The following is a 24,176-nucleotide window of genomic DNA, read 5'->3' on the forward strand; positions in this document are numbered from 1 at the left end:
TCGCGGTTTCTTTCGCCTATCGCGCCGACAATGTCCGACGCCGCCCCCGCCCTGATTGACTCTATCGCGCCCTCGCCGAGGATGGCGGAGATGCGTGCGACGTTGACGCTCGCCTGGCCGTTGATCCTCGGCAATCTTGCGCAGATGGCGATCAACACGACCGATGTGCTGATCCTCGGGCGCTATGATGTCGAGGCGCTCGGCGCCGCCGCGCTCGGCGTCAACCTGTTCTGGGCGTTCGGCATCTTCGGCATGGGGGTGGTCACCGCCTCGTCGCCGCTGATTGCCGCCGAGCGCGGGCGGCGCAGCCATGCGGTGCGCGATGTGCGCCGCACGGTGCGCCAGGCGGGCTGGGTCGCGGTATTCATTTCGGTCCCGATCTGGCTGCTGCTGTGGCACAGCGAGGCGATGTTCCGCCTGCTCGGCCAGCAGGACCAGCTTGCGGTCGATGCCGGGCGGTTTGTCTCGATCGCGATGTGGGGCGTGCTGCCCTTCCTCCTCCATCTCGTCCTGCGGTTTTACGTCACCGCGCTCGAGCGGCCGATCTGGGGCCTCGTCGTCACCGCGGGTGCAGTCGTGTTCAACGCCATCGCCTGCTGGGCGCTCGTCTTCGGACGGCTCGGCCTGCCCGAAATGGGGCTCGAAGGCGCCGCCATTGCGAACGCGCTCGCCAATCTCGTGCTGTTTCTCGGCATGGTCGCTGTCGTCCAGGGCGTCCGGCGCTTTCGCCGCTATCATCTGTTCGGGCGCTTCTGGCGCGCCGACTGGCAGCGGTTTCGAGAACTGGTCAGGGTCGGCGTTCCGATCGGCCTGATGCTCGCGCTAGAGATCACGATCTTCAACGCCGCGGTGTTCCTGATGGGGCTGATCGACCTTGCCTCGCTCGCCGCGCACGCGATCGCGATCCAGGTCGCGGCGCTCGCCTTTCAGGTGCCGTTCGGCATTTCGCAAGCCGCCACCGTGCGCGTCGGCCTGTTCTACGGGCGCGGCGATCGCGCGGGTGTCGCGCGTGCCGGCTGGACATCGTTTGCGCTCGGCCTTGCTGCGGCGATCCTGCTGTCGCTCGGCATGGCGCTCGGCGCGCCGTGGATCATCGGTCAGTTTCTCGGCGGTACGGGGCAGGGCGACCCAGTCGTATTCACGCTGGCGGTCGATTTCCTCCTCGTCGCCGCGGTGTTCCAGCTGGTCGACGCGACGCAGGCGATCGGCGCGGGCGTGCTGCGCGGCGTCCAGGATACGCGCTGGCCGATGCTGATCGCGCTGTTCGGCTACTGGGTCGTCGGGATCGGTGTCGCGGTCGTGCTTGCGTTCCACACACCGCTCGCCGGGGTCGGCATCTGGATCGGGCTTGCCGCCGGGCTCGGCGTCGTCGCCGTCCTGCTGCTCGGTCGCTGGATGCTGCGCGACCGGCTCGGGCTCATGGCCGATCAATGACCCGCCTGCCGGTCGAAGACGCGCTGCCACGACTGCTCGCTACCCTGTCGGACCGATCGAACGCGGTCCTGATCGCCCCGCCCGGTGCGGGCAAGACGACGATGGCTGCGCCCGCGTTGCTCGATGAGCCCTGGTGTACCGGCGAAGTGCTGCTACTCAGTCCGCGCCGCCTGGCCGCGCGCGCCGCCGCCGAACGCATCGCCGACCTCGCCGGTTCGCGGCTCGGCGACCTGGTCGGCTATGCCACACGCCTCGACAGCAAGCGCAGCGCGGCCACGCGGCTGACCGTGATGACGCAGGGCATCTTCCGCAACCGCGTCGCGGCTGACCCCGAATTGCCCGGCGTGTCGGCGGTGCTGTTCGACGAAGTCCACGAACGCAGCATCGACGGCGATTTCGGCCTCGCGCTCGCGCTCGACGCTCAGGCGGGCCTCCGCCCCGATTTGCGCCTGATCGCGATGTCGGCGACGCTCGACGGCGCGCGCTTCGCCGCGCTGATGGCCGAGGACGATCATGGCGCGGCACCGCTGATCGAGAGCGCAGGACGCAGCCATCCGCTCACGATACGCTATGCCGGACGCCGCGCCGAAGAGCGGATCGAGGACGCGGTCGCGCGCGCCGTCCGCGAAGCGCTCTCCGACCATGACGGCGACATTCTCGCCTTCCTCCCCGGCGTGCGCGAAATAGACCGCACCGCCGAACGCCTCACTGGCCGCGTTGGTGGCGTCGCGATCCATCCGCTCCACGGCCAGTGCGATCCCGCCGCGCAGCGCGCCGCGATCCGGCGGGCACCCGACGGCGCACGCAAGATCGTCCTCGCCACCAGCATTGCCGAAACGAGCATCACGATCGATGGCCTGCGCATCGTCATCGACAGCGGACTCTCGCGGCGCGCACGCTTCGATCGCGCCGCCGGTGTCACCCGGCTCGTCACCGAACGCGTCAGCGCGGCAGCGGCGACGCAGCGCGCGGGGCGTGCCGCGCGGCAGGCGCCGGGGATCGCGATCCGCCTGTGGGAAGAGGCCGCGACCGCCGGGCTCGCCGCCTATGACCCGCCCGAAATCCTCGAAAGCGACCTCGCGCCGTTGCTGCTCGATTGTGCCGCGAGCGGGATCGGCGACCCTGCCAGCCTGCGCTGGATCGACGCGCCGCCCGCCGCCGGTCTGACCGAGGCGCGCAAGCGGCTGGTCGCGATCGGTGCGCTCGATTCGGACGGACGGATTACGCCGCACGGTCGCGCCATCGCGCGCCTGCCGCTGCCGCCCGCCGTCGCGCACATGGTCGTCGTCGCAGCGCGGCAGGGGCAAAGTGCGCTTGCCGCCGAAATTGCGGTATTGCTCGCTGAACAGCGGCTCGGCGGGCGCGATTGCGATATCGAGACACGCCTCACGCGCTGGCGGCGCGAACGCGGACGCGCCGCCGATGCCGCGCGTGCGCTCGCCCGGCGCATCGAAAAGCTGGCGGGGCCAGGCGAGACGCGTGGCGATCCCATGTCGATCGGCGCGCTCGTCGCGACAGCCTTTCCCGATCGCGTCGCCCGGCGTGGCGGCGGCGACGGCAGCCGCTGGACCAGCGTCGGCGGGCGTGGCTTCACGCTGCCGGCCGACCAGCCGCTGGCGCACGCGTCGTGGCTCGCGGTCGCCGATGTCCAGGGCAGCGCGAGCGGCGCGCGGATCGTTTCGGCAGCGCGGCTCGACGATAGGGATGTCGCCGCCCTGATCGATGCCGAGGCCGAAACGCGGATCGTCACGCGCTACGACGCCGCCGAAGACCGCGTCCAGGCACTGCGCGAACGCCGCCTCGGCGCGATCCGCCTCGCGAGCGAACCCGCGCAGAGCCCCGACCCTGCGCAGGCTGCCGCAGCGCTGCTCGCGCATGTCGCCGCCAACGGTCTCGCCTGCCTGCCATGGGGTGCGGCGGGGCAGGCGCTGCTGACGCGCGCTGGCTATGCCGGCGTCGACGCGCTTGGCGAAGAGAATTTGCTCGCCACGCTCGACGACTGGCTCGCCCCCGCGCTCGACGGCGCGCGCCGCTTGCGCGATATCGCGCCCGATGCGCTGGTGAGCGCGCTGCAGGGGCTGGCCGGCTGGAATGCGATGCAGCGGATCGACCGGATCGCGCCGCGCTGGTTCGAAACGCCCGCTGGCACGCGGCACGAGATCGATTATGGTGGTGCCGATCCCAAGGTCGCGGTCCGCGCCCAGGCCGTGTTCGGGCTCGATAGCCATCCGCATGTCGGCGATCCGCCGCGCCCGCTGCTGATCGAGCTGACTTCGCCCGCCGGGCGCCCGATCCAGGCGACGCGCGACCTGCCTGCCTTCTGGCGGGGGAGCTGGGCCGACGTCGCCAAGGACATGCGCGGGCGCTATCCGCGCCATCCCTGGCCCGACGACCCCGCCTCGGCGCGCGCGACGGTGCGGACCAAGAACGCCGATGCGCGTCGAAAGTCTTGACGGGGGGCAATGCGGTGCGGCATCGCGGCGACGCTCAACGCGACCCAGCACAGGAACACTCTATGGCGGCCCGGATCTTTCAGCGACCCAAGAATGCGATGCAGTCGGGCCGCGCGCTGACCGACGAATGGATGCTCGAATTCGAACCTGCCGAGGCGAAAAAGCCCGATCCGCTGACCGGCTGGGCAGGCAGCGGCGACACGCAGAGCCAGGTCCGGCTGGGCTTTGCCAGCTGCGATGAGGCACGCGCCTATGCCGAGAAATACGGCATCGTCTTCCACGTCATTCCGGCCCCCGAACGCAAGCTCAAGCTGCAGGCCTACGCCGACAATTTCCGCTGAGCCGATGCGCTAGGCGAGGTCGGCGAGACCCGGTCCGAGCAGCATCAACAGCCTGACGTCGATCGCCACGCCTTCGCTGCGCTTGTCCGCGACGAAGCCGGCGATATCGGCGAGCGGCACGCGGTGGACGGTGATATCCTCGCCATCGACCCCGCCGCCCTCCGACACTTTCGCCAGGCCCGTAGCGCGCACCAGCGTGAAGCTTTCCGAGACCATCCCCGGCGAGGAATAATAGTCGCCGAGCGAGGTTATCTGTTCGGCGCGATAGCCGGTTTCTTCCTCGAGCTCGCGCGCCGCGGCCTTTTCGGGCGCCTCCTCGGCGCCATCGTCGCCGATCAGCCCGGCGGGCAGTTCGAGGCAGCGCCGCCCGAGCGGGACGCGATATTGTTCGACCAGCAGGACGTGACGCTCAGCGTCGATCGCAAGGATGACCGCAGCCGATATGCCGCGCGTGCGCGCAACATATTCCCACCGACCACGCCGCTTGGCCGCGATGAAACGGCCTTCCCACATCACCTCTTCAGGCGCATCGGCGTCGATCAAAGTTCGATCAGCCGATCGGGCAGCTCGTTGGGATTGGTGTCGCTCTTGGGGAAATTCTCGGCGAGGATGATGCCGATCTGGCGGACCGCCTCGGCCATGCCCGCCGCGACCTGTCCGGTTTTGACCTCGGCCAGCATCGCCGCCATTGCCTCGCCCCACACTTCGGGCGCCACCTTGGCGACGATCGCCTCGTCGGCGACGATCTCGGCGCGGTGTTCGCGCATCGACAGATAGATCAGCACGCCGGTCAGCCCGACCGTGCGCTTCTCTGCGCCAACCCTGAACAGGTCGATCGCGCGGCCGCGCACGCGCCTCGATTTGATCGGCGCGGGAACGAGCAGGTATTTGAGCGGCGGCCACAGCTGGATCAGCAGCATGAAGCCGAATTTCATCGCCGCGGCGGTGGTGGCCAGTGCGAAAATCCCGCGCGGCGTCCAATCCTGTGTCCATGAATTGGTCAGCCGGTCATAGAGGCTGAGCATGTCATCGGGCCAGATCGCGAGTGTCGCGAGCGCGAGGAATGCTATCGCCGCCGCCCAGGCGAGCGCGACATCGGTATAGCCGTCCGAGCGATCGGCGATGATCGTGACGATCTCGCCGTCGCTGGCGCGCTCTGCGGCGGTCACCGCGGCGGTCACGACATTATGCTCGGCTACGCTGAGGGCCGGCGTTTCGTGCGCGTCGGTCATGTCACCATCCCCCCGATGCACCGCCGCCGCCGAAGCTGCCGCCGCCGCCCGAAAATCCGCCGCCGCCACCGAATCCACCGCCACCGCCGCCGAAGCCGCCGCCACGTCCCGAATTGGCCATGCTGTTGAGCGCCGACCACAGGATCACATTGCCAATCCCGCTACGGCGATAGCGCCGGCCGCGCTTGCCGCCGCCGAGCATCGGCAGGACGAAGAAGACGATGACGACGCCCCAGAAGATGATCATGCCGATCGGCAGCCCGCCCTTCGATGACGATTGCCGAGCGGTTGCCTCTTGCGCGACCTTGGCGGCTTCCTCGGGTGGCAGTTCGAGCTGAGCGATGATGCGATCGGCGCCCGCAACGATGCCGCCGGTCATGTCGCCGTCGCGAAAGCGCGGCAATATGTCGCCTTCGACGATGTCATAGGCGAGGCCGTCGGGGATCACCGCCTCAAGGCCATAGCCGACCTCGATCCGGACCTTGCGCTCGTTGGGCGCGACGATCAGCAAGATGCCGTCGTTGCGCTGCTTGTCACCCAGGCCCCAATTGCGGCCAAGCTGATAGCCGTAATCGGCAATGTCATAGCCTTGCAGGTCGGGGATCGTCGCGACGACGAACTGGCGCTGGCTGCGCTGTTCGAACGCGTCGAGTTTTGTCGTCAGCTCGGCCTCGGCGGCGGGATCGATGATGTTCGCCGCATCGACCACCGGCGCGGTGCCGCGATCGGGGAAATCCTGTGCCCTCGCCGTGGCCGACACGCCCAGCGCCGCAACGCACGCGATCAGCAGCAGTGCCAGCCTCGGGGCAAGGCGCGACAGCGACATGGCAGAGTTTCTCGCCGCGATCACTTCTCGCGCATGTCGAGCGTGGGCGCGACTTCGGCGCCTTCGGTCGGTGCATCATAGGTGACCATCGGCTTGGCGCCGTGGATGACCTTGGCACCGATGATGTCGGGGAAGGTGCGAATCGTCGTATTATAATTGCGGACCGATTCGTTGTAGTCCTTGAGCGCGACGCGGATCCGGTTCTCGCTGCCTTCGAGCTGCGTCATGAAACGCCCGTAATTGTCCTGACTCTTGAGCTCGGGATAGGCCTCGACCGTTGCAAGCAGCCGCCCGAGCGAACTCGACAGCTGGCCTTGCGCCGCCTGGAAGGCCGCGACCTTGGCCGGATCGGACAGGTCGTCGGGGTTGAGCTGGATCTGCGGGCTGGTTGCCCTGGCGCGCGCGCTAATAACGTCGTTGAGCGTCTCGCGCTCCTGCTCGGACGACGACAGGACGATTTCCTGGAGGTTGGGAATGAGGTTGGCGCGTGCCTGGAACGCGGCCTGGACATCGGCCCATTTCGCCTTGGCGTTTTCTTCGGCGGTGGGTACCGAGTTGATGCCGCAGGCGGCGAGCGGGGTGAGCAGGGTCGCTGCAAGCGCGAGTTTGAACGATTTGGCGATCATGGGATGCTCCGACTGGCTGGTGGGCGACGTGTATCATATTAATAGGACAGGCGGCACGTGGTTGCAATCGCCGCGTGTCGTTGGCGGAGGACGGGATGCTGAACGAATTCAGGAATTTCATCGCGCGCGGCAATGTGCTCGATCTCGCGGTAGCGGTGATCATCGGCGCGGCGTTTGCCAAGATCACGACGTCGCTGACCGAGGATATCATCATGCCGGTCGTCGGCTGGCTGTTCGGCGGGCTCGATTTTTCGAGCTATTTCGTCCGGCTTGGCGCGATTCCCGATGGCTATAAGGGATCGCTCGACAATTATGCGCAGCTCAAGGAAGCGGGCGTTCCACTGCTTGGCTATGGCCAGTTCATCACCGTTCTGGTCAACTTCGTCATCCTTGCCTTCATCATTTTCCTGATCGTCCGCGCGGCGAACCGGATGGCGACCAAGGAAGAGGCGAAGCCGTCGGGGCCGAGCGAGGTGCAGTTGCTGACCGAAATACGCGATGCCTTGAAGGCCCGGCCATAGCGGCTTCACGCGAATAAGTTTGTCACCGATATGTCATATCGCGTATGGCGTGATACGAACCGGCAGGGGGGCCTCCCGGCCGTTCGATCAAACCCTTTATAACAAGACAGAAAGTACAGGTCCTTTACCATGAAAAAAATCATCATTGCAGCGCTCCTCGCACCGCTCGCGCTCGCCGCTTGCGATTCGGCCAAGGACGAAGCCACGACCAACGAAGTCATGACCAATGACGCGATGGCAACCGACACCGCCGACATGAATGCTGACGGTTCGGCCATGACCAACGACGCAATGGTCGACGGCACGATGAACGAAGCCGCTCCGGCTGATGCCGCTGGCAACAGCGCAGACGCCATGTAAGTCTTTACGACTTTGGACTGCGAAAGGGCCGTGCCGAAAGGCGCGGCCCTTTTTCGTGCGCGTTATTGCGCCGTTCATCGCAACGCCCTATATCGGTGGAGCCGGTTTCGGCCGGCTATGGCGATAAATTGTTGCGTGCAATAAGCGCAGCGGACCCGGGGGCAGTACCCGGCGGCTCCACCAGAAATCGCGCGAAAGCGGGGTTCCCGATGGGGCCGAACCAGGATCGACGTGTGTTCAAAAGCGCAGTTTTTGCCCGGGCTGAGTAACCCGTTAAAGGCTCAAAACCCATAAGTGCCAACGATAACGAAGCACTTGCTCTTGCAGCGTAATTGATGGGCTAACGCCCTGATATTACACTAACAGAACGCGGCTTGGACCGAGCCGGGCAACAGGATCGGAAACCGGCGGCCCCGAGGGAGCCGAGCAACAGAATCCCTCGACTTTAGCCAATAATTGCGAAGACGAGTCAGGCCAGCGTCCGTGCCATCAAAGGCGCGGGAGCCGAGCAACAGAATCGCTCGATTGTACCCGATAATTGCGAAGACGAGACAGGCCGGCGTGTCAGTTGTTGCGCGCGCGGCGATATCCCGCGGCGCGCGCCTGCGCCTCGCTGCAAAAGAATTCCTCGGCGCGCGTGACATCGTAATATTTGGTCCCCGGCAGATGATAGATCCATTCGCCACGGCGGCTGTGGTTGCCCTTGATGGCGCAGGCGCGTGACGCATATTCGGCCCGTGCTGCGCGCGGCGGCGCGGCGCGCGCGGTTGCGGGCGGACGCGTGACACGCGGCGACGCCGGAGCATTGGCGGCGCGATAGGCCGCGGGAAGATCGAAGGTCGAATTCCAGATCCCCTTGTGTCCCGCCTTGGCGAGACCTTCGAGCGCGACATATTGCGTCGTGAAATGGGGCAGGGCGGTCGCCCAGCCATCCTCGACCATCGCCGCCGCGATATCGACCGAGTCGACGCGGCATTGCGCGACCGTCCGGCCATAGACATCGGTATCGCGCGCTTCGCACACGACCGCACGCGTGCCGGTCAACGCCTTCATCTTTCCGGTCGCATATTGGCCGCAGGGCCAGACGCGACCATCGGTGGTACAGGTCTGGGCGGCCTCGACCGCATCGATCCCGTACAGGCGGATGCGTGTCGAACCCAGTTCGATCGTGTCGCCGTCGATGACACTCGCGCGGCCCGCGATTTCGGTCGAACCCGCTTGTGCTGAGGGTCCCGAGGCGAGGGCGGCGAGCGCGACAAGCGCGGCGGGGAGCAATATGCGGATCATCGCCGCAGCATCGCCGATCGCGGTTAAAGCGCGACTCGGAAACAGGGTTAATGGTGCGTTGCGGGCAGTACTGGCCAGCGCCAAGCTTCGGGATCATCATAAACCGTCCCCCGGACGGGTATGACCCTTCGCTTCGCTTCGGGATCATACAAAAACGGTCCCCCGGACCGTTTTTGTATGATGGTGCCGGATGTCCGACTCGAACGGACGACCTACCGCTTACAAGGCGGTTGCTCTACCAGCTGAGCTAATCCGGCGCCGGCGTTCCGCCCATGCTTCAAACCACGCCGAAGGTCCAGCCCTCGACGCGCGCAATATGCGGTGAAAGCGCTTCGGGGGCCCAGAATTCGGGACGGCGATGGACGTGGCGCAGCCATGCGGCGGTAAGCAACGCATCGGTCGAATGGTCGTCATAGCGCGCCAGCCGCACCGGCGGCGGCGCATCGAACGCCTCAAGCGCCGTCGTCAGCGTCGCCCGGTCGCGGATTTTCGAACGGTTGCCCGGCAGCCCTGCCGCGCGCGCCGCCATCGAGGTATAGATTTCGACGATCAGCGGGCCGTGCGCGGGGACCGGGTCGAACGGCCAGACCGGGATTCTCCCCGCCAGCCGGTGGAGCACGCGCATCCCTGTGAGGCTCGACTTGCCGACCTGCGCCGCCCCGACAAGGTTGAAGCAGCTTGCGCTGTTGGCCTGGCGCGTGGCGCGCTGGTGGTGCTCGACTGCGCGCAAACGGCCGATCCCCGTCAGTCCGAACCGGTCGCCGACATCGCCGCGCCCGTGGCGGAAATAGCGCCGTGCCTCCGCATGTCCGACAAAGCCGCTCGCCCCAAGATGCGGATCGTCGCGGCACAGATCGTCGGCCAGCGCCCACAGCGACCGCACATCGACGGGACTGTCGCTCCAGCCGGGAAAATAGGCGCCCGTATCGACGAACGGGAAGGTCGGCGACAGGTCGAGGCCGATCAGCATATCGCTGCCCTGGTCGGCGCGATCGATCAGCCAGTCGAGCGCCGCGCCGCGCGACCAGCCGCCATCGGGCCAGTGCAGACGCGGATGCGCGCCGCGCGCGCCGTCGATCGTGGCGAGCGCCAGCCCCTTCGGGCGGGCAACCGCCTGGCCCGACCAGTCGAAACAGGCGAACTGGGAGAAGCTGCGCATCGCCGTGTCCTAGCGTATCGGTGAGCAACCGTCAGCGCCGAGCAAACAAAAGGGGCGGGTGTTCAACGACACCCGCCCCTTTGTTGTTTTGTGGCAGGATCAGCCCTGCGGCGGCGATTTGCGCGCTGCGGGCGTCTTGCGCGGCGGGACCCGGCGCTCGGCGACCGACGCGCTGCCGCTCGGCATCTCATCGGCCTTGTCGCGTGCATCGCGCAGGATGCGAGCTGCCTCGTCGCGGCCACCAAGCCCGAAAGCGAGGGCAATCGCTACGCCGACGCCGATCGCGATCGCGGTAAAGGCGATCTCGACGATCGGTCCGCCGAGACCCATTTGCGAAAGGCCCATCACGATGAACAGGCCGATCGTCGCATAGCGCACGACGTTGACCACGAGCTGTCCGCCCTCGGTCGCGCCGGCTACCAGGCTGGCAAGCAGGTTGGCGACAAGGAAGCCGACCGCGATGATGGCAACGCCGAAGACGATGTTGCCGCCGATTGCGAGGACCTCATCGAGGATGCTCGTCAGCTCGGGGAAACCGAGCAGGCGGGTGGCGGCGATGGCGAAGCTGATCATGATGGCGATCATCGTGATCTTGCCGACCAGCCGGGCGGGCGAACGATCGGCGGGCAGCAGGCTCATCCCGTGTACCGCGCGGTCAAAGCCCATGTCGACGAGCAGTGCTTCGAGCATTTCGCTGACCCAGCGGGCAATCATGTAGCCGATGCCGAGCAGCAATGCCGCACCGATAACCCGCGGGATCGCCGCGAAGATCAGTTCGAGCATTCTGGTCAACGGATCGGAGATGACGGGAATATCGAGGATCCCGAGCGCCATGATCGCGAAGAAGATGATGATCACGGCATAGCAGATCGTCCCGATGATCCGGCTGATGTTGGACGTGGCGACGACATTGTCGACACCGCCGCGCGCGGCCCAGCCGTCGAGGTTGACCGCGGTCAGCGCGGTGACGACGAGGCGGCGGACGATCCGCGCGAGGATGACTCCGAGCGCGAAGACGAGGCCGGCGACGACAATCGCGGGGATCGCGGTGGCGATCTGGTTGAGCATCGACTGGAGCGGCAGCAGCGCTTCGTCGAGGCCAAGGCGTTGCAGCACGGCAACGAGCCCGACGAGCCAGATCAGCAGCGCGGCAATCGTTCCGAGCGAAGAGGCGACGGTCTGTCCGGTGCCGTCATGGCGCTGGAGAACGGGGAGTGCTTCGGCAATCTTTTCGATCGCCCATTTGGCCGCCTTGGCGAGTGCCCAGGTGACGACGAGTATGGCGAGAATGATGAGCAGTTTCGTGCCCCACGCCTGCGCGAGCTCCCAGTCGAACTCGTATCGATATCCGGCATTTGTCATGGCATTTCCCCTTGCGACGAACATTATTGTTCTGTTGTCAGGTGACTATAGCAGAGAGTCGCGGTGACGGGAAATATAGTTAGCGGCAGTGATATGACCGCCCGGTCTTGATTAGTCGCGCCCGGCTCGCCACATGGCAGTCATGTTGATCCAGACCGAAACCACACCCAATCCTGCGACGCTCAAATTCCTTCCCGGCACGACCGTGATGGAAAGCGGCACGCGCGACTTTGCCGATGCGGATGAGGCCGAAATCTCGCCGCTGGCGGAGGCGCTGTTTACCCTCGGCGACGTCACCGGCGTCTTTTTCGGCCGCGACTTTGTCTCGGTCACCGTCGCGCCGGAGGTCAACTGGGCGCCGCTCAAGCCCGAAGTGGTGGCGTTGCTCGCCGAGCATTTCTCGGCGCAGATGCCGCTGTTCCGGCCCGGCAGCGCGGGCGATATCGCGGTGCCCGGCGATGAGGGCGGCCTCGACGACGATCCAGCCGACGCCGCAATCGTCGCGCAGATTCGCGAACTGATCGAGACGCGCGTGCGCCCCGCCGTGGCCGGCGACGGCGGCGACATCGTCTATCGCGGCTTCGACAAGGGCCATGTCTATCTCAAGATGCAGGGCGCCTGCGCGGGCTGTCCGTCATCGACCGCGACATTGAAGCACGGCATCGAAAGCCTGCTCAAACATTACGTGCCCGAAGTGACCGACGTCCACGCGGTCTGATCGGCCGCACCGCGCCTTACCGTAACCTTCAAGGATTTCCATGACCGACCCGCTCGGCGCCGAGGCGCTCGACCAGATTTTTCGCAAAGCCCGTACGTATAACGGCTATCGCGACGCGTCGGTCTCCGAAGAGCAGCTGACCGCGATCTGGGACCTCATGAAGATGGGGCCGACATCGGCCAATTCGCTCCCTGCGCGGCTCGTCTGGTGCACCAGCCAGGCGGCGAAGGACGCGCTCGCCGATTGCGCCTCCGAAGCCAATGCGGTGAAGATCCGCAAGGCGCCGGTTGCCGTGATCATCGGCATGGACCTGGAATTCTACGAGGAGCTTCCGCGCCTGTTCCCGCATGCCGATGCCAGGAGCTGGTTCGTCGGCAAGCCCAAGATGATTGCCGATACCGCGTTTCGCAACAGCTCGCTGCAGGGCGCCTATCTGATCATCGCGGCGCGTGCGCTGGGGCTCGATACCGGGCCGATGTCGGGCTTCGATGCCGACAAGGTCGATGCCGAATTCTTCGCCGGCACCAGTCACAAGGCCAATTTCATCGCGACGCTCGGCTATGGCGATCGCGATACGATTTTCGACCGCAGCCCGCGACCCGATTTCACCGAGTTCAATTCGATCCGCTAAACCGCTAGAGCGACCCGTATGCGCCGCCTCGTCATCGAAACCGCCACCGAAGCCCTGTCGCTCGCGCTGTTCGAGGACGGCGTGCTGCTCGACAGCTATGATGCAGTCATCGGGCGCGGCCATGCCGAACAACTCGTCCCGCGCATCGCCGAGCTGCCCGATGGCGGCAGGGCGGACGAGATCCATGTCGATCTCGGCCCCGGCAGCTTCACCGGCGTACGCATCGGTATCGCCGCCGCGCGCGCGCTGGCGATCGCGTGGGGTGCCGAAGTCCTTGGTTTCGAAACCTCATCGCTCGTCGCGGCGACCGCGCGGGCGCTCGATCGCGACCTGGCGGGGCAGGCCTTGCTCGTCGTGATGGAGGGGGGGCATGGCGAATGGCTCGCGACCCCGATCGCGCCAACCGCCACGCCCGCGGCAACGCGCTCGCTGCTCCCGGCCGAGGCAATCGCCTTCGATCATGAAGTGGTCGTCGGCTCGCGCGCCACCGAATTTGTTGCCTTGCGCGGGTCGGGCCGCGCCTGTCCGCTCCATCCCTCGGCGCGATACGCCGATATGATCGACGGCATGTTGCTCGGCACGAAGCTGGCACCGCTCTATGCGCGCGCGCCCGACGCGACGCCGATGGCAAAGCCGACGCTGGGGCACGAGGGCCCGTCGGCGTGACGCGTGCGATCGAGATCGGCGAAGCATCGATCGGCGACATCGATGCCATCATGCGGATCATGGACGATGCGTTCGATCCGCGTCACGGCGAGGCGTGGACCAGCGACCAGTGCCGCGCGACGCTTTTACTGCCCGGATATCGCTTGCTCGTCGCAAGCGTTGCCGGCGATGCAGTCGGATTCTTTCTATCGCGGACGCTCGCAAGTGAAAGCGAGATGATGTTGTTAGCCGTCGCCAGCCGCAGTCGTCGATCGGGTATTGGCCGTGCGCTGGTCGGGCGCTGGCTTGACGAATGCAGGGCGGGTCGAGTCGAGCGCACCTTTCTCGAAGTGCGCGAAGGAAATAGCGCGATCGAATTCTATCGCGACCTCGGTTTCATTGAAATCGGGCGACGCGAAGCCTATTATTCGGGCGAGGGTAATGCCCGCAGCGCCGCAATCACCATGACGTCCGGTCTCGATTAGTCCAAATCGGTGTATTGTCAGCCTCTTCCTGGCGTGTTAGTGAACCCAAAGAAAATATCGCAAGGATTAATTGCGGAATAGTTCCCCCCGAATTTTTAAGGAAATATTGTGACCGAAGATAGCGATTTGAATGAAATGCTTGTGACGCTTACCGCAGATGTCGTCGCGGCTCACGTCAGCAATAACAGCGTTGCCGTTTCTGATTTGCCGTTGCTTATCAGCAGCGTCCACAGCGCGTTTGCCTCGGTTTCTGGCGGCGCATCCGCTCCGGCCGAGCCGCTTACGCCGGCCGTCTCGGTCCGCTCGTCGATCAAGCCCGATTATATCGTTTGTCTTGAAGACGGCAAGAAACTGAAGATGCTCAAGCGCTATCTTCGCACCAATTTCGACATGACACCCGATGAGTATCGTCAGAAATGGGACCTGCCTTCGGATTATCCGATGGTTGCTCCGAATTATGCCGCCCAACGCCGCGATCTCGCGATGAAAATCGGCCTCGGCACCAAGAACGCAGGCAAGGCGCGCGGCAAGGGCAAATAAGCCCCGCCCGACAAAGCCGAACGATTCCCGGGGGCGCGATGCGAATCGCGCCCCCGTTTTCTTGATGCTCGCCAATCGAACCGGTCGTTGGCGGCGATACGATTGATACGGCTCGCTCGCCTTGCCCGCGCTGCAGGCCGCGTCTATATCCGATGATAATGACCGGCAGTATCGATCTTGAAACCCTGTGCGCCGAAAAAGGCCTGCGCATCACCGAGCAACGGCGCGTCATCGCGCGCGTGATTTCGGAGGCCGAGGATCATCCCGACGTCGAGAAACTCTATCAGCGCGCTTCGGCGATCGACAAGGGCATCTCGATCGCCACGGTCTATCGCACGGTGCGCCTGTTCGAAGAGGCGGGAATTCTCGATCGCCACGATTTCGGCGACGGACGCGCGCGCTACGAAGCCGCGCCCGAGGCGCATCACGACCATCTGATCGATGTCGAAACGGGCAAGGTCGTCGAATTCGTCGATCCCGAGCTCGAGGCGCTGCAAAAGCAGATCGCCGAACGGCTGGGCTATCGCCTCGTCGATCATCGCATGGAGCTCTATGGCGTCGCCATCGATCGCAAGGACTGACGTCCGGCTGAGCGTGCGCGGCTATGCGCGCATCGCGCTGATGGCAGCGGTGCTGCTGATTCTCATCCTCCCGCATTTGTTGACCAAATGGGTCGGGCTTCGCACCCATATCCCCAATCTCTATCTCGGCTGGACGGCATGGGCCGCGGGTCTCGATGTCGAGATCGTCGGCCGGCCGCTCAGGCGCAACGTCCTGTTTGTTGCCAACCATTTGAGCTGGTTCGACATATTGGCGCTCGGCGGGGCAGGGCGCACCGCGTTCGTGTCGAAGTCCGAGGTCGCCGACTGGCCGCTGGTCGGCTGGCTCGCGGATCAGAACCACACCGTCTACGTCGCGCGCCAGAACCGCCACGAGGTGACGCAGCAGGCCGATGCGCTCGGTCAGGCGCTTGCATGCGGCTATCCGGTGGCGCTGTTTCCCGAGGGGACAACGGGGCCGGGCGATGCGCTGTTGCCGTTTCGCGCCTCGTTGCTCGCCGCCGCGGCTCCGGGGCCCGACGCACTACAAATCCAGCCGGTCGCGCTCGATTACGGGGCGCAGGCCGAGGAGTTCGCCTGGCTCGATCCCGAAAGCGCGGGCGACAACGCCAAGCGCCTGCTGTCGCGGCGCGGCCGCGCGAAGCTGGTCATTCGTTTCCTCGACCCGCTCGATGGCGACCAAATTTGCGATCGCAAGTCCGCCGCCGCCGCAGCGCAGGCCGCGATCGATCGCGCGCTATTTCCCCGACGCGGCGACAGTGCTTTTCCCCCGTCCGCCATGCGCCTATAGCGAGCCCATGACTCAAAGCCCCGCACATGATCCCAAGACTTTTCGCGTAAAATCTTATGGTTGCCAGATGAACGTCTATGACGGCGAGCGCATCGGCGAGCTGCTTGGCGCGCGCGGCATGACCGCCGCCGGCGACGGCGAAGACGCCGACCTCGTCGTCCTCAACACGTGCCATATTCGCGAAAAAGCCGCCGAGAAGGTCTATTCGGACATTGGCCGCCAGCGGCGCGACGACGGGACGACGCCGATCATCGCCGTCGCCGGCTGCGTCGCCCAGGCCGAAGGCGGCGAGATTGCCCGCCGCGCGCCGAGTGTCGGAGTCGTCGTCGGCCCGCAGGCCTATCACCGGCTGCCCGAGCTTGTCGCGCGCGCGGCGCGCGGCGAAACCGCGGTCGATACCGACATGCCGGCAATTTCGAAATTCGACCATTTGCCGCGCCGCCCGGTCCAGCCGCGACCGAGCGCCTTCCTCTCGATCCAGGAAGGATGCGACAAGTTCTGCACCTATTGCGTCGTGCCCTATACGCGCGGCGCCGAAATCTCGCGCCCGTTCGGCGACATCGTCGAAGAGGCACGCGCGCTGGTCGAAGGCGGCGCGCGCGAGATCACGCTGCTCGGCCAGAACGTCAATGCCTGGACCGGCGACGACGAACGCGGCCACGGGCAGGGGCTCGACGGGCTGATCCGCGCGCTCGACGCTTTGCCCGGGCTCGCGCGCATCCGCTATATGACGAGCCATCCCAATGACATGACGCAGGGGTTGATCGATGCGCATCGCGATGTGCCCTCGCTGATGCCCTATCTCCATCTGCCGGTACAATCGGGCAGCACGCGGATCCTGAAGGCGATGAACCGCAGCCACAGCCGCGAATCCTATCTCGAGATCATCGAGCGTGCGCGCGTCGCACGCCCCGATATCGCGATTTCGGGCGACTTCATCGTCGGCTTCCCGGGCGAGACCGACCAGGATTTCGAGGACACGCTGAGCATCGTGCGCGAAACACGCTACGCCGCCGCGTTCAGTTTCAAATATTCGCCGCGTCCCGGCACGCCCGCCGCCGAGATGGACGACCAGATCGCCCCCGAGGTGATGGACGAACGCTTGCAGCGGCTCCAGGCGCTGCTTGCGCAGCAGTCGCAGGCGTTCAACGCCGCATCGGTCGGCAGGACCTGCGCGATCATGCTCGAACGCACGGGGCGCAAGCCGGGCCAGCTGATCGGCAAGTCGCCGTGGCTGCAATCGGTCCATCTCGACGGAACGGGCCTTGCGATCGGTGATCTCGTCGAAGTCGAACTGGTCTCGGCCGGGCCCAACAGCCTGGCGGGACGCGAATTACGGAAGGTAGCGGCTTAATGACCAAAAAGGCGGTGCAGGCAGCGGCGGGCGATCGTGCCCGGATCGAAATCGAGTTCGACAAGCCGCAATTGCTCGGGCGCATCTTCGGTGAGTTCGACGAGAATCTCGTCGCGATCGAAAACCGGCTCGGCGTCTATATCGCGGCGCGCGGCAACCGCTTGCAGATCGAGGGCGAAGCCTCGGCCTGTGCGCGTGCGCGCGAAGTGCTCGAAGGTCTCTACAGCCGGCTGCTGCGCGGCGAGGACATCGACAGCGGCATGGTCGAGGCGATCATCGCGATGACCGGAGCCGCGCCGCTGAAGGGCATCGTCCGCAACGATGCCGCCGAGCCGCCGCAGGTCATCATCCGCACGCGCAAGAAGACGATCGTGCCGCGTTCGGCGGGGCAGGTGCCCTATATGCAGGCGCTGGCGCGCGACGACATCATCTTCGCGCTCGGCCCCGCAGGCACGGGCAAGACCTATCTCGCGGTCGCCCAGGCGGTCGCACAGCTGATCACCGGCAGCGTCCAGCGGCTGATCCTGTCGCGCCCCGCAGTCGAGGCGGGCGAACGCCTGGGATTTCTTCCCGGGGACATGAAGGAAAAGGTCGATCCGTATCTGCGCCCGCTTTACGACGCGCTTTACGACACCTTGCCGGCTGAACAGGTCGAGCGCCGGATCGCCTCGGGCGAGATCGAGATCGCGCCGCTCGCCTTCATGCGCGGACGCACGCTGAGCGACGCCTTCGTTATCCTCGACGAGGCACAGAACACGACGACCGCGCAGATGAAGATGTTCCTCACGCGTTTCGGCATGAACAGCCGGATGGTCGTCTGCGGCGATCCCAAGCAGGTCGACCTGCCGCTGCCGGGCTCGTCGGGCCTCGCCGACGCGGTCGGCAAGCTTGAGGGGATCGAACGGATCTCGGTGATGCGCTTCAACGCCAGCGACGTCGTCCGCCACCCGATCGTCGGCAAGATCGTCGAGGCCTATGAAGGCCCCGATGCCTGAGCGACGACGTGCTTGAGGTAGAAGTCGAGGCAGCCGCCGACTGGCCGGCGCACGACTGGCAAACGCTGGCATACGAGGCGGTCGCGACCGCGTTCGATGAGGCCGGGCTGGCCCAGCTCGTTGCGGGCGACACGCCGGTCGAGGTGTCGGTCTTGCTGACCGACGACGAAGCGGTCCGCCTGCTCAACCGCGACTATCGCGGCAAGGACAGCGCGACCAATGTCCTGTCGTTCCCGCAGGTCGGCGGCGATATTGCCGCCGCCGTAGCGCGTGCGCCCGCGCTTTTGCTCGGCGATATCGCGCTCGCGCTTGGCGTGTGCAGCGCCGAGGCGGCCACGCGCGGGATTGCATTGCACGCGCATGTAACCCATCTTGTCGCCCACGGTGCGCTGCATCTGCTCGGCCACGATCATCAGGACGATGACGAGGCCGAGACGATGGAGCGGATCGAAGCCCGGGTGATGCACCGTCTCGGTTTGCATGACCCCTATGAACAGGACGAGATTGACGCCGATGGCCGATGACGTTTCCCTGCCCGCAAGTGATGCGGGCGATACCGACGAGGGTTCGGGACGAATATGGCGGGGCCTGAAGGCCCTGCTATTCGGTGATGGTGAAGAACAGTCGCTGCGCGAGCAGCTCGAGGACGTCATCGACGATCACGAGCATGACGACGACGCGCGCACCGCCTCGGCCAAGGGGCCGTCGACCGACCTTACCCCGCTCGAGCGGCAGATGCTGCGCAACATGCTGCATTTCGGCGAGGAAACCGCCGACGACGTCGCCGTCCCGCGCGCCGACATTATCGCCATCGCGGCGACATCGAGCTTTGGCGAGATCGTCGCGCAGTTCGCCGAGGCGGGCCACAGCCGCCTGCCGGTCTATCAGGGTAGCCTCGATTCGATCGTCGGCATGCTCCACGTCAAGGACGTCTTCGCGCGCCTGGCCGAAGATTCGGGCGACGAGGACTGGTCGCCGCTGATCCGCCAGCCGCTGTACGTGCCGGTGTCGATGGGCGTGCTCGACCTGCTCGCCGAGATGCGCAGCAAGCGCACCCATCTCGCGATCGTCGTCGATGAATATTCGGGCACCGAAGGTCTGGTGACGATCGAGGACCTGGTCGAGGAAATCGTCGGCGAGATCGAGGACGAGCATGACGACGAGCCGGTCGAGGAGCTGGTCGCGCGCGACGACGGCGTCTGGGACGCTGATGCGCGCGTCGAGCTCGACGACCTTGCCCGCACCGTCTCGCCGCGCCTGGCCGAGGTCGAAGGCGATGTCGATACGCTTGGCGGTCTGGCCTTCGTGCTTGCGGGGCACGTGCCCAAGGCGGGCGAGATCCTCCAGCACGACAGCGGCTGGCGGCTCGAGATCCTGGCCAGCGACTACCGCCGCGTGTCGCGCGTCCGGCTTCATCCGCCCGCCGCGAAGGTCGAGGCTTAGCGCTGATTTAGACCATTAATCGCCCCGACGGGGCCGCGCCAACTTCGATTGCCTCGCACCCGCTTTGTCCTTAACGAGGCGCGATGCGCGCGACCGACCTTCGAATAGCCCTGTTCAGCGGCAACTATAATTACGTCCGCGATGGCGCCAACCAGGCGCTCAACCGGCTGGTCGGCTATCTGCTTGCGCAGGGCGCGGCGGTGCGGGTCTATTCGCCGACGGTCGAACATCCGGCGTTCGAACCGACCGGCGATCTCGTCAGCGTTCCCTCGTTCGCGATCCCGGGGCGCGAGGAATACCGCTTTCCCTATTCTATCCCAGCGTCGGTGCGGCAGGACCTCGCCGATTTCGCGCCGAATGTCGTCCAGATCGCGAGCCCCGACTTTCTCGCGCAGAAAGCCGTTTCGTGGGCGCGCAAGCACGATGTCGCGACGCTCGCGTCGATCCACACGCGCTTCGAGACCTATCTGAGCTATTACCATCTCGGCGCGCTCGAGCCGCTGCTGACGATCTACCAGCGCAACCTCTATCGCCGCTGCGATGCGATCGTCGCGCCGTCCGAATCGATGGCCGACGTGCTGCGCGAAGAGCGGATGAACGACCGCATCGGCATCTGGAGCCGCGGCGTCGACAAGGACCTGTTCGATCCCGCACGCCGCGACATGGCATGGCGCCGTTCGCTCGGCATTGCCGACGGGACGCCCGTGATCGGCTTTGTCGGCCGGCTGGTGATGGAAAAGGGGCTCGACGTCTTTGCCGCGGCGATCGATGCGCTCAAGGCGCGCGGAACCGATTTCGCGACGATCGTCGTGGGCGACGGACCGGCGCGCGCCAAGTTCGAGGAACTGCTCCCCGACGCGCATTTCGTCGGCTTCCAGAAGGGCGACGACCTCGGTCGCGCGGTCGCCTCGATCGACATCTTCCTCAACCCCTCGGTCACCGAAACCTTCGGCAACGTGACGCTAGAGGCGATGTCGTGCCGCGTGCCCGTCGTTGCCGCGCGTGCCACGGGCAGCGCCAGCCTGGTTGTCGATGGAGTCACCGGGCGATTGGTCGAGCCGCGCGATATCGCCGCCTATGCCGATGCGCTGGCGTCCTATTGCGAGGACACCGCATCGCGGACCGCGGCGGGCCTCGCCGGCGAGGCGCGCAGCGAGGATTACAGCTGGGACGCGGTCAACCAGCGGATCGTCGATCTTTACCTCGAACTCGCCGAACGCGACCGCTGATCGGCGCGGCATTGCGCCGCCGCCGCCATCGTCGCGTCGCTCCGGCTCGGCTGCGTGGCCGCCAGCGGCCGCCTGAAGAACGCATTGACCGCGGCAAGGTCGCGTCGGTCGACCGTCGTGATACGATAATCGCGGCATAATGCGGCCATCTGCGCGGGGCTGACCCCCGAGGCGAGCAGCATCACCGGGCGGTTGCGGACAAAGGGATCGTTGATGACGATGTCCTGCGAAAACGGCGCGGCGAGATTGTCGACGATCGCGATATCCGCGCCCGATTCCATCGCGGCAAAGGCAGGCCGCGCGAACGCTCCGGCGAACTCATATGCGTGGTAGAAGCGCAGCGGGATGATCGTCACCAGCGTCACCAGCGACAAGGTGATGAACACGCGTGCATGGGCAATGCCGCGTTGCCGTAGCTCGATCCAGCCGGCCCCGCACAACAGGCACATCGCGCCGAGCGCGCCGTGGAGATAGCGATAGCCCCAGCCATGGCCCTGATAGGGCCGCAGGACGAGCTTGATCGCGATGGTCAGCACGATGATCGCAACCAGCGTCAGCAGCCGGGTGTCGCGCGTCCGCCAGGCGCGCACGCCGCCCGCGATCAGCAGCGGCAGGAAGGCGATATGCTGCCAGCTCAACAAGCGCACGAGGTTGGCGGCCTGGATCGTCACCGACCCCCAGCCGAATTCGCCCGCAAGGTTGCGCGCCTGGTCGAGCAATCCGCCGGCAGCGCCGGTTGCAGGACCGGCAGCAGCGCCCGCCATCGGCAATACGCTGGCCCAGTCGGCCCGCAGCCCCGAAAACATCTCCCAGAACAGGATGAAGGCGGGATAGGCGAGGGCATAGATCGCGGCGAGGCCCCAGCGGCGCTGGATCAGGAACACCGCCGCGACGGGAAAGGCGAACAGCGGATGATAAAGGACCTGGTGAAGGCCGGTGGCAAAAAAGCCGATCGCCAACGCGCCGGCATGACTGGGCTTGTCGTCGCGCCAGACGAGCAGCAGCCAGACCATGTTGAGCGCGAGCAATGGCGCCATCGCATAGGCGGTCATCGCGTTGAGCAGGAACTGCGCACTGAGCAGCAGCGTGACGACGCTGACCGTCACTGCCTCGGACCCGCTGCCGTCCGGCCACATGAGCCGGGCGCAGCGCCACGTCGCCCACAGGCCCAGCGCGCCGAACAGCGGTCCGACGATGTGCGCATAGCCGAGCAGCTGGCCGATCGCGTGCAGCGCCGAGTTGATCGGCCGGTAATCCGATGCCCACGCCGACCCGGCAAGGCCCGATTGCATGAATATCGTGTTGAGCGCGGGGCGGAACCCGACCCAATTCTCGGGGATGATGCCGATCCAGTGGCCGGCGGCAAAGGTCCGCGCGTCGAACATCGCCATCTGTTCGTCGCGGCTGAGGTCGCGGCCCCACAAGACGGTCTGGAACCCGACCAGGCAGACGATGACGACGATCAGCGATGCGATCGCAACATGGCGCCGTTCGAGCGCGAACAGGGGGTTTTGGTCGCGCGAACGCGCTATCAGCGGGGCGAAGACGACGAACAGCATCGCGAGCGTCAGCGTGATCGCAATATCCTGCCGGACCAGGAAGGCATGCGCCAACAGCGGCAGGCGGCCGAGCGATGCGAGAAGGACCAGCACGACCAATGCCCCCGCGCTCGCCAGCAGCAGGCGCGAGATGAAGCTGTCGGCGGTCCTGGCCGGGTCAGTCGTTGGCGTCTCGGTCGACATGGATTTCCTCTCCGCGCGCCGCTCGTAGCGCAACCGAACGGCCTTGCAAACGCGCCGTCACACCTTGCGAGTGGAACTATCGGTCGCGAACGCCTATTTCACAGCGATGGCCGATCTCTTCGCTTCCGACAAACCGCAGCGCGCCGACGCGCGCCCCGACAGCGCGCCGCTCGCCGACCGGCTGCGACCAGAGGTGCTCGGCGACATCGTCGGCCAGGATCATCTCACCGGAGAGGGCGGGACGATCAGCCGGATGGTCGATGCCGGCAAGCTGTCGTCGATCGTCTTCTGGGGACCGCCGGGGACGGGCAAGACCAGCATCGCGCGGTTGCTTGCCGACGCAGTGGGCCTACGGTTCGTCGCGCTGTCGGCGGTGTTTTCGGGCGTTGCCGACCTGCGCAAGATCTTCGCCGAGGCGCGCGAATATGCCCGCACCGGACAGCAGACATTGCTGTTCGTCGACGAGATCCACCGCTTCAATCGCTCGCAACAGGACGGTTTCCTGCCCTATGTCGAGGACGGCACCGTCGTCCTGGTCGGCGCGACGACCGAAAACCCGAGCTTCGAACTCAATGCCGCCTTGCTCAGCCGCGCGCAGGTGCTCGTCCTCCACCGGCTCGATGCCGCCGCGCTCGATGCGCTGCTGGCGCGCGCCGAGGCGCTGGTCGAGCGCGACCTGCCGGTGACCAAGGACGCGCGCGAGGCGTTGATCGCCTCGGCCGACGGCGACGGGCGTTTCCTGCTCAACCAGGCTGAGACGCTGTTCTCGGTCGAGTTCGACGCGCCGCTCGATCCGGCGGGGCTGGCCAAGTTTCTCCAGCGCCGCGTCGCGGTCTATGACAAGGATCGCGAGGGGCATTACAATCTCATCTCGGCGCTGCACAAATCGCTGCGCGGGTCCGATCCGCAGGCCTCGCTCTACTGGCTCGCGCGGATGCTCGTCGCGGGCGAGGAGCCGCTCTACGTGCTGCGCCGGATCGTCCGCTTCGCCAGCGAGGATATCGGCCTCGCCGACCCGCAGGCCTTGGTGCAATGCCTCGCGGCCAAGGACGCGTACGAGTTTCTGGGGTCACCCGAAGGCGAGCTGGCGATCGTCCAGGCGTGCCTCTATTGCGCCACCGCGCCCAAGTCGAACGCCGCCTATGCCGCGCAAAAGGCGGCGTGGAAGGACGCGCGCACAACCGGATCGCTGATGCCGCCGATGAACATCGTCAACGCGCCGACCAAGTTGATGAAGGAGCTCGGTTATGGCGAGGGCTATCGCTACGACCACAACGAGGACGGCGGCTTTTCAGGCGCCAATTACTGGCCCGCGGAGATGCAGCCGGGCGACTATTATGCGCCCAAGGACCAGGGCTTCGAAAAACGCATCGCCGAGCGCATGGCATGGTGGGCCGAACGGCGGGCAGGCTAGGCTGACGCTTCGGGCCAGGAGGGCCTGAC

At 66.0% G+C, this 24,176-nt stretch carries 26 protein-coding genes, 1 tRNA gene and 1 other RNA gene; 19 read left to right on the plus strand and 9 right to left on the minus strand.

Annotation, left to right across the window (positions count from 1 at the left end; genetic code table 11):
• Positions 1 to 90 precede the first annotated feature (90 nt).
• From FSZ31_RS05665 to FSZ31_RS05675, 3 genes are all read left to right on the plus strand, one after another.
• Complete coding sequence (locus FSZ31_RS05665) at positions 91 to 1,434, plus strand: MATE family efflux transporter (protein WP_236643672.1); 1,344 nt, start codon at positions 91 to 93, stop codon at positions 1,432 to 1,434.
• A complete protein-coding gene (gene hrpB / locus FSZ31_RS05670; RefSeq protein ID WP_147122103.1) occupies positions 1,431 to 3,887 on the plus strand; it encodes an ATP-dependent helicase HrpB in 2,457 nt (818 codons plus the stop codon). The genes FSZ31_RS05665 and hrpB overlap by 4 nt, the downstream gene beginning before the upstream one ends.
• Positions 3,888 to 3,949: 62 nt before the next feature.
• Positions 3,950 to 4,228 (plus strand): ETC complex I subunit, encoded by a 279-nt coding sequence (locus FSZ31_RS05675; protein WP_147122105.1) that lies wholly within the window; start codon positions 3,950 to 3,952, stop codon positions 4,226 to 4,228.
• A gap of 9 nt (positions 4,229 to 4,237) precedes the next feature.
• On the opposite strand, the gene FSZ31_RS05680 is transcribed toward FSZ31_RS05675, so the two are convergent.
• The 4 genes from FSZ31_RS05680 to FSZ31_RS05695 are packed head-to-tail and all read right to left on the minus strand — an operon-like array spanning position 4,238 to position 6,912.
• Entirely contained in the window at positions 4,238 to 4,741 is a 504-nt protein-coding gene (locus FSZ31_RS05680) for an NUDIX hydrolase (RefSeq protein WP_147122579.1), read from the minus strand.
• Between the two features lie 26 nt (positions 4,742 to 4,767).
• The gene (locus FSZ31_RS05685; RefSeq protein WP_147122107.1) at positions 4,768 to 5,460 is read right to left on the minus strand and encodes a TPM domain-containing protein; all 693 of its coding nucleotides are present in this window, start codon (positions 5,458 to 5,460) and stop codon (positions 4,768 to 4,770) included.
• Position 5,461: 1 nt separating this feature from the next.
• Complete coding sequence (locus FSZ31_RS05690; RefSeq protein ID WP_147122110.1) at positions 5,462 to 6,286, minus strand: TPM domain-containing protein; 825 nt, start codon at positions 6,284 to 6,286, stop codon at positions 5,462 to 5,464.
• Positions 6,287 to 6,306: 20 nt separating this feature from the next.
• Entirely contained in the window at positions 6,307 to 6,912 is a 606-nt protein-coding gene (locus FSZ31_RS05695) for a LemA family protein (protein WP_147122112.1), read from the minus strand.
• A gap of 95 nt (positions 6,913 to 7,007) precedes the next feature.
• Here FSZ31_RS05695 and mscL point away from each other — a divergent pair, with 95 nt between their 5' ends.
• The 3 genes from mscL to ssrA all read left to right on the plus strand — a co-directional run bounded on the left by mscL (position 7,008) and on the right by ssrA (position 8,199).
• On the plus strand, positions 7,008 to 7,433 hold the full coding sequence (mscL, locus tag FSZ31_RS05700; RefSeq protein WP_147122114.1) for a large conductance mechanosensitive channel protein MscL: 426 nt from the start codon (positions 7,008 to 7,010) through the stop codon (positions 7,431 to 7,433).
• Between the two features lie 129 nt (positions 7,434 to 7,562).
• Positions 7,563 to 7,793: a hypothetical protein gene (locus FSZ31_RS05705; RefSeq protein WP_147122116.1), complete on the plus strand. Its 231-nt coding sequence runs from the start codon at positions 7,563 to 7,565 to the stop codon at positions 7,791 to 7,793.
• Positions 7,794 to 7,854: 61 nt separating this feature from the next.
• Positions 7,855 to 8,199: a transfer-messenger RNA gene (gene ssrA, locus FSZ31_RS05710) on the plus strand.
• A 158-nt stretch (positions 8,200 to 8,357) separates the two neighbouring features.
• Here the strand turns inward: ssrA and FSZ31_RS05715 are convergent.
• The 4 genes from FSZ31_RS05715 to FSZ31_RS05730 all read right to left on the minus strand — a co-directional run bounded on the left by FSZ31_RS05715 (position 8,358) and on the right by FSZ31_RS05730 (position 11,601).
• Positions 8,358 to 9,080 carry a thermonuclease family protein gene (locus tag FSZ31_RS05715; protein ID WP_147122118.1) on the minus strand — a complete coding sequence of 241 codons (723 nt, stop codon included), beginning with the start codon at positions 9,078 to 9,080 and terminating at the stop codon, positions 8,358 to 8,360.
• 181 nt (positions 9,081 to 9,261) lie between these two features.
• Positions 9,262 to 9,337: transfer RNA gene (locus tag FSZ31_RS05720), tRNA-Thr, on the minus strand.
• Positions 9,338 to 9,357: 20 nt separating this feature from the next.
• Complete coding sequence (locus FSZ31_RS05725; protein WP_147122120.1) at positions 9,358 to 10,239, minus strand: hypothetical protein; 882 nt, start codon at positions 10,237 to 10,239, stop codon at positions 9,358 to 9,360.
• 99 nt (positions 10,240 to 10,338) lie between these two features.
• Positions 10,339 to 11,601, minus strand: coding sequence for a mechanosensitive ion channel (locus FSZ31_RS05730; RefSeq protein ID WP_161595957.1), 1,263 nt, complete (start codon positions 11,599 to 11,601; stop codon positions 10,339 to 10,341).
• A 142-nt stretch (positions 11,602 to 11,743) separates the two neighbouring features.
• Between FSZ31_RS05730 and FSZ31_RS05735 the strand changes: the two genes are divergently transcribed.
• The 12 genes from FSZ31_RS05735 to FSZ31_RS05790 all read left to right on the plus strand — a co-directional run bounded on the left by FSZ31_RS05735 (position 11,744) and on the right by FSZ31_RS05790 (position 20,991).
• A complete protein-coding gene (locus FSZ31_RS05735; RefSeq protein ID WP_147122123.1) occupies positions 11,744 to 12,319 on the plus strand; it encodes a NifU family protein in 576 nt (191 codons plus the stop codon).
• 40 nt (positions 12,320 to 12,359) lie between these two features.
• Positions 12,360 to 12,950 carry a malonic semialdehyde reductase gene (locus tag FSZ31_RS05740; protein ID WP_147122126.1) on the plus strand — a complete coding sequence of 197 codons (591 nt, stop codon included), beginning with the start codon at positions 12,360 to 12,362 and terminating at the stop codon, positions 12,948 to 12,950.
• A gap of 18 nt (positions 12,951 to 12,968) precedes the next feature.
• Positions 12,969 to 13,616: a tRNA (adenosine(37)-N6)-threonylcarbamoyltransferase complex dimerization subunit type 1 TsaB gene (tsaB, locus tag FSZ31_RS05745; protein ID WP_147122128.1), complete on the plus strand. Its 648-nt coding sequence runs from the start codon at positions 12,969 to 12,971 to the stop codon at positions 13,614 to 13,616.
• The gene (locus tag FSZ31_RS05750) at positions 13,613 to 14,080 is read left to right on the plus strand and encodes a GNAT family N-acetyltransferase (RefSeq protein ID WP_236643673.1); all 468 of its coding nucleotides are present in this window, start codon (positions 13,613 to 13,615) and stop codon (positions 14,078 to 14,080) included. Before tsaB ends, FSZ31_RS05750 begins: the two co-directional genes overlap by 4 nt.
• Before the next feature lie 108 nt (positions 14,081 to 14,188).
• Positions 14,189 to 14,620 (plus strand): MucR family transcriptional regulator, encoded by a 432-nt coding sequence (locus tag FSZ31_RS05755; protein WP_147122131.1) that lies wholly within the window; start codon positions 14,189 to 14,191, stop codon positions 14,618 to 14,620.
• Between the two features lie 158 nt (positions 14,621 to 14,778).
• Positions 14,779 to 15,201, plus strand: coding sequence for a Fur family transcriptional regulator (locus FSZ31_RS05760; RefSeq protein WP_147122133.1), 423 nt, complete (start codon positions 14,779 to 14,781; stop codon positions 15,199 to 15,201).
• Positions 15,173 to 15,970, plus strand: a complete 798-nt coding sequence (locus FSZ31_RS05765; RefSeq protein WP_147122135.1) for a lysophospholipid acyltransferase family protein — start codon at positions 15,173 to 15,175, stop codon at positions 15,968 to 15,970. Before FSZ31_RS05760 ends, FSZ31_RS05765 begins: the two co-directional genes overlap by 29 nt.
• A 7-nt stretch (positions 15,971 to 15,977) precedes the next feature.
• Positions 15,978 to 17,324, plus strand: a complete 1,347-nt coding sequence (gene miaB, locus FSZ31_RS05770) for a tRNA (N6-isopentenyl adenosine(37)-C2)-methylthiotransferase MiaB (protein WP_147122137.1) — start codon at positions 15,978 to 15,980, stop codon at positions 17,322 to 17,324.
• On the plus strand, positions 17,324 to 18,319 hold the full coding sequence (locus FSZ31_RS05775; RefSeq protein ID WP_147122139.1) for a PhoH family protein: 996 nt from the start codon (positions 17,324 to 17,326) through the stop codon (positions 18,317 to 18,319). Before miaB ends, FSZ31_RS05775 begins: the two co-directional genes overlap by 1 nt.
• 8 nt (positions 18,320 to 18,327) lie before the next feature.
• Complete coding sequence (gene ybeY / locus FSZ31_RS05780) at positions 18,328 to 18,843, plus strand: rRNA maturation RNase YbeY (RefSeq protein ID WP_147122141.1); 516 nt, start codon at positions 18,328 to 18,330, stop codon at positions 18,841 to 18,843.
• Entirely contained in the window at positions 18,833 to 19,762 is a 930-nt protein-coding gene (locus FSZ31_RS05785) for a hemolysin family protein (protein ID WP_147122143.1), read from the plus strand. Before ybeY ends, FSZ31_RS05785 begins: the two co-directional genes overlap by 11 nt.
• Before the next feature lie 83 nt (positions 19,763 to 19,845).
• Positions 19,846 to 20,991: a glycosyltransferase family 4 protein gene (locus FSZ31_RS05790; protein WP_147122145.1), complete on the plus strand. Its 1,146-nt coding sequence runs from the start codon at positions 19,846 to 19,848 to the stop codon at positions 20,989 to 20,991.
• On the opposite strand, the gene FSZ31_RS05795 is transcribed toward FSZ31_RS05790, so the two are convergent.
• The gene (locus tag FSZ31_RS05795) at positions 20,961 to 22,733 is read right to left on the minus strand and encodes a hypothetical protein (protein WP_147122146.1); all 1,773 of its coding nucleotides are present in this window, start codon (positions 22,731 to 22,733) and stop codon (positions 20,961 to 20,963) included. The two genes, FSZ31_RS05790 and FSZ31_RS05795, sit on opposite strands and share 31 nt — an antisense overlap.
• Before the next feature lie 106 nt (positions 22,734 to 22,839).
• Between FSZ31_RS05795 and FSZ31_RS05800 the strand changes: the two genes are divergently transcribed.
• The gene (locus tag FSZ31_RS05800) at positions 22,840 to 24,147 is read left to right on the plus strand and encodes a replication-associated recombination protein A (protein WP_147122148.1); all 1,308 of its coding nucleotides are present in this window, start codon (positions 22,840 to 22,842) and stop codon (positions 24,145 to 24,147) included.
• Positions 24,148 to 24,176: the final 29 nt, after the last annotated feature.

It is taken from the genome of Flavisphingopyxis soli (genome assembly GCF_007995095.1).
GTDB classification, from domain to species: Bacteria; Pseudomonadota; Alphaproteobacteria; order Sphingomonadales; family Sphingomonadaceae; genus Flavisphingopyxis; species Flavisphingopyxis soli.

Coding starts and splice junctions, on each gene's coding strand:
- FSZ31_RS05665 (WP_236643672.1), top strand. CDS start 91: ATGCGTGCGACGTTGACGCTCGCCTGGCCGTTGATCCTCGGCAATCTT.
- hrpB (WP_147122103.1), top strand. CDS start 1,431: ATGACCCGCCTGCCGGTCGAAGACGCGCTGCCACGACTGCTCGCTACC.
- FSZ31_RS05675 (WP_147122105.1), top strand. CDS start 3,950: ATGGCGGCCCGGATCTTTCAGCGACCCAAGAATGCGATGCAGTCGGGC.
- FSZ31_RS05680 (WP_147122579.1), bottom strand. CDS start 4,741: ATGTGGGAAGGCCGTTTCATCGCGGCCAAGCGGCGTGGTCGGTGGGAA.
- FSZ31_RS05685 (WP_147122107.1), bottom strand. CDS start 5,460: ATGACCGACGCGCACGAAACGCCGGCCCTCAGCGTAGCCGAGCATAAT.
- FSZ31_RS05690 (WP_147122110.1), bottom strand. CDS start 6,286: ATGTCGCTGTCGCGCCTTGCCCCGAGGCTGGCACTGCTGCTGATCGCG.
- FSZ31_RS05695 (WP_147122112.1), bottom strand. CDS start 6,912: ATGATCGCCAAATCGTTCAAACTCGCGCTTGCAGCGACCCTGCTCACC.
- mscL (WP_147122114.1), top strand. CDS start 7,008: ATGCTGAACGAATTCAGGAATTTCATCGCGCGCGGCAATGTGCTCGAT.
- FSZ31_RS05705 (WP_147122116.1), top strand. CDS start 7,563: ATGAAAAAAATCATCATTGCAGCGCTCCTCGCACCGCTCGCGCTCGCC.
- FSZ31_RS05715 (WP_147122118.1), bottom strand. CDS start 9,080: ATGATCCGCATATTGCTCCCCGCCGCGCTTGTCGCGCTCGCCGCCCTC.
- FSZ31_RS05725 (WP_147122120.1), bottom strand. CDS start 10,239: ATGCGCAGCTTCTCCCAGTTCGCCTGTTTCGACTGGTCGGGCCAGGCG.
- FSZ31_RS05730 (WP_161595957.1), bottom strand. CDS start 11,601: ATGACAAATGCCGGATATCGATACGAGTTCGACTGGGAGCTCGCGCAG.
- FSZ31_RS05735 (WP_147122123.1), top strand. CDS start 11,744: ATGTTGATCCAGACCGAAACCACACCCAATCCTGCGACGCTCAAATTC.
- FSZ31_RS05740 (WP_147122126.1), top strand. CDS start 12,360: ATGACCGACCCGCTCGGCGCCGAGGCGCTCGACCAGATTTTTCGCAAA.
- tsaB (WP_147122128.1), top strand. CDS start 12,969: ATGCGCCGCCTCGTCATCGAAACCGCCACCGAAGCCCTGTCGCTCGCG.
- FSZ31_RS05760 (WP_147122133.1), top strand. CDS start 14,779: ATGACCGGCAGTATCGATCTTGAAACCCTGTGCGCCGAAAAAGGCCTG.
- FSZ31_RS05765 (WP_147122135.1), top strand. CDS start 15,173: ATGGCGTCGCCATCGATCGCAAGGACTGACGTCCGGCTGAGCGTGCGC.
- miaB (WP_147122137.1), top strand. CDS start 15,978: ATGACTCAAAGCCCCGCACATGATCCCAAGACTTTTCGCGTAAAATCT.
- FSZ31_RS05775 (WP_147122139.1), top strand. CDS start 17,324: ATGACCAAAAAGGCGGTGCAGGCAGCGGCGGGCGATCGTGCCCGGATC.
- FSZ31_RS05785 (WP_147122143.1), top strand. CDS start 18,833: ATGGCCGATGACGTTTCCCTGCCCGCAAGTGATGCGGGCGATACCGAC.
- FSZ31_RS05790 (WP_147122145.1), top strand. CDS start 19,846: ATGCGCGCGACCGACCTTCGAATAGCCCTGTTCAGCGGCAACTATAAT.
- FSZ31_RS05795 (WP_147122146.1), bottom strand. CDS start 22,733: ATGTCGACCGAGACGCCAACGACTGACCCGGCCAGGACCGCCGACAGC.
- FSZ31_RS05800 (WP_147122148.1), top strand. CDS start 22,840: ATGGCCGATCTCTTCGCTTCCGACAAACCGCAGCGCGCCGACGCGCGC.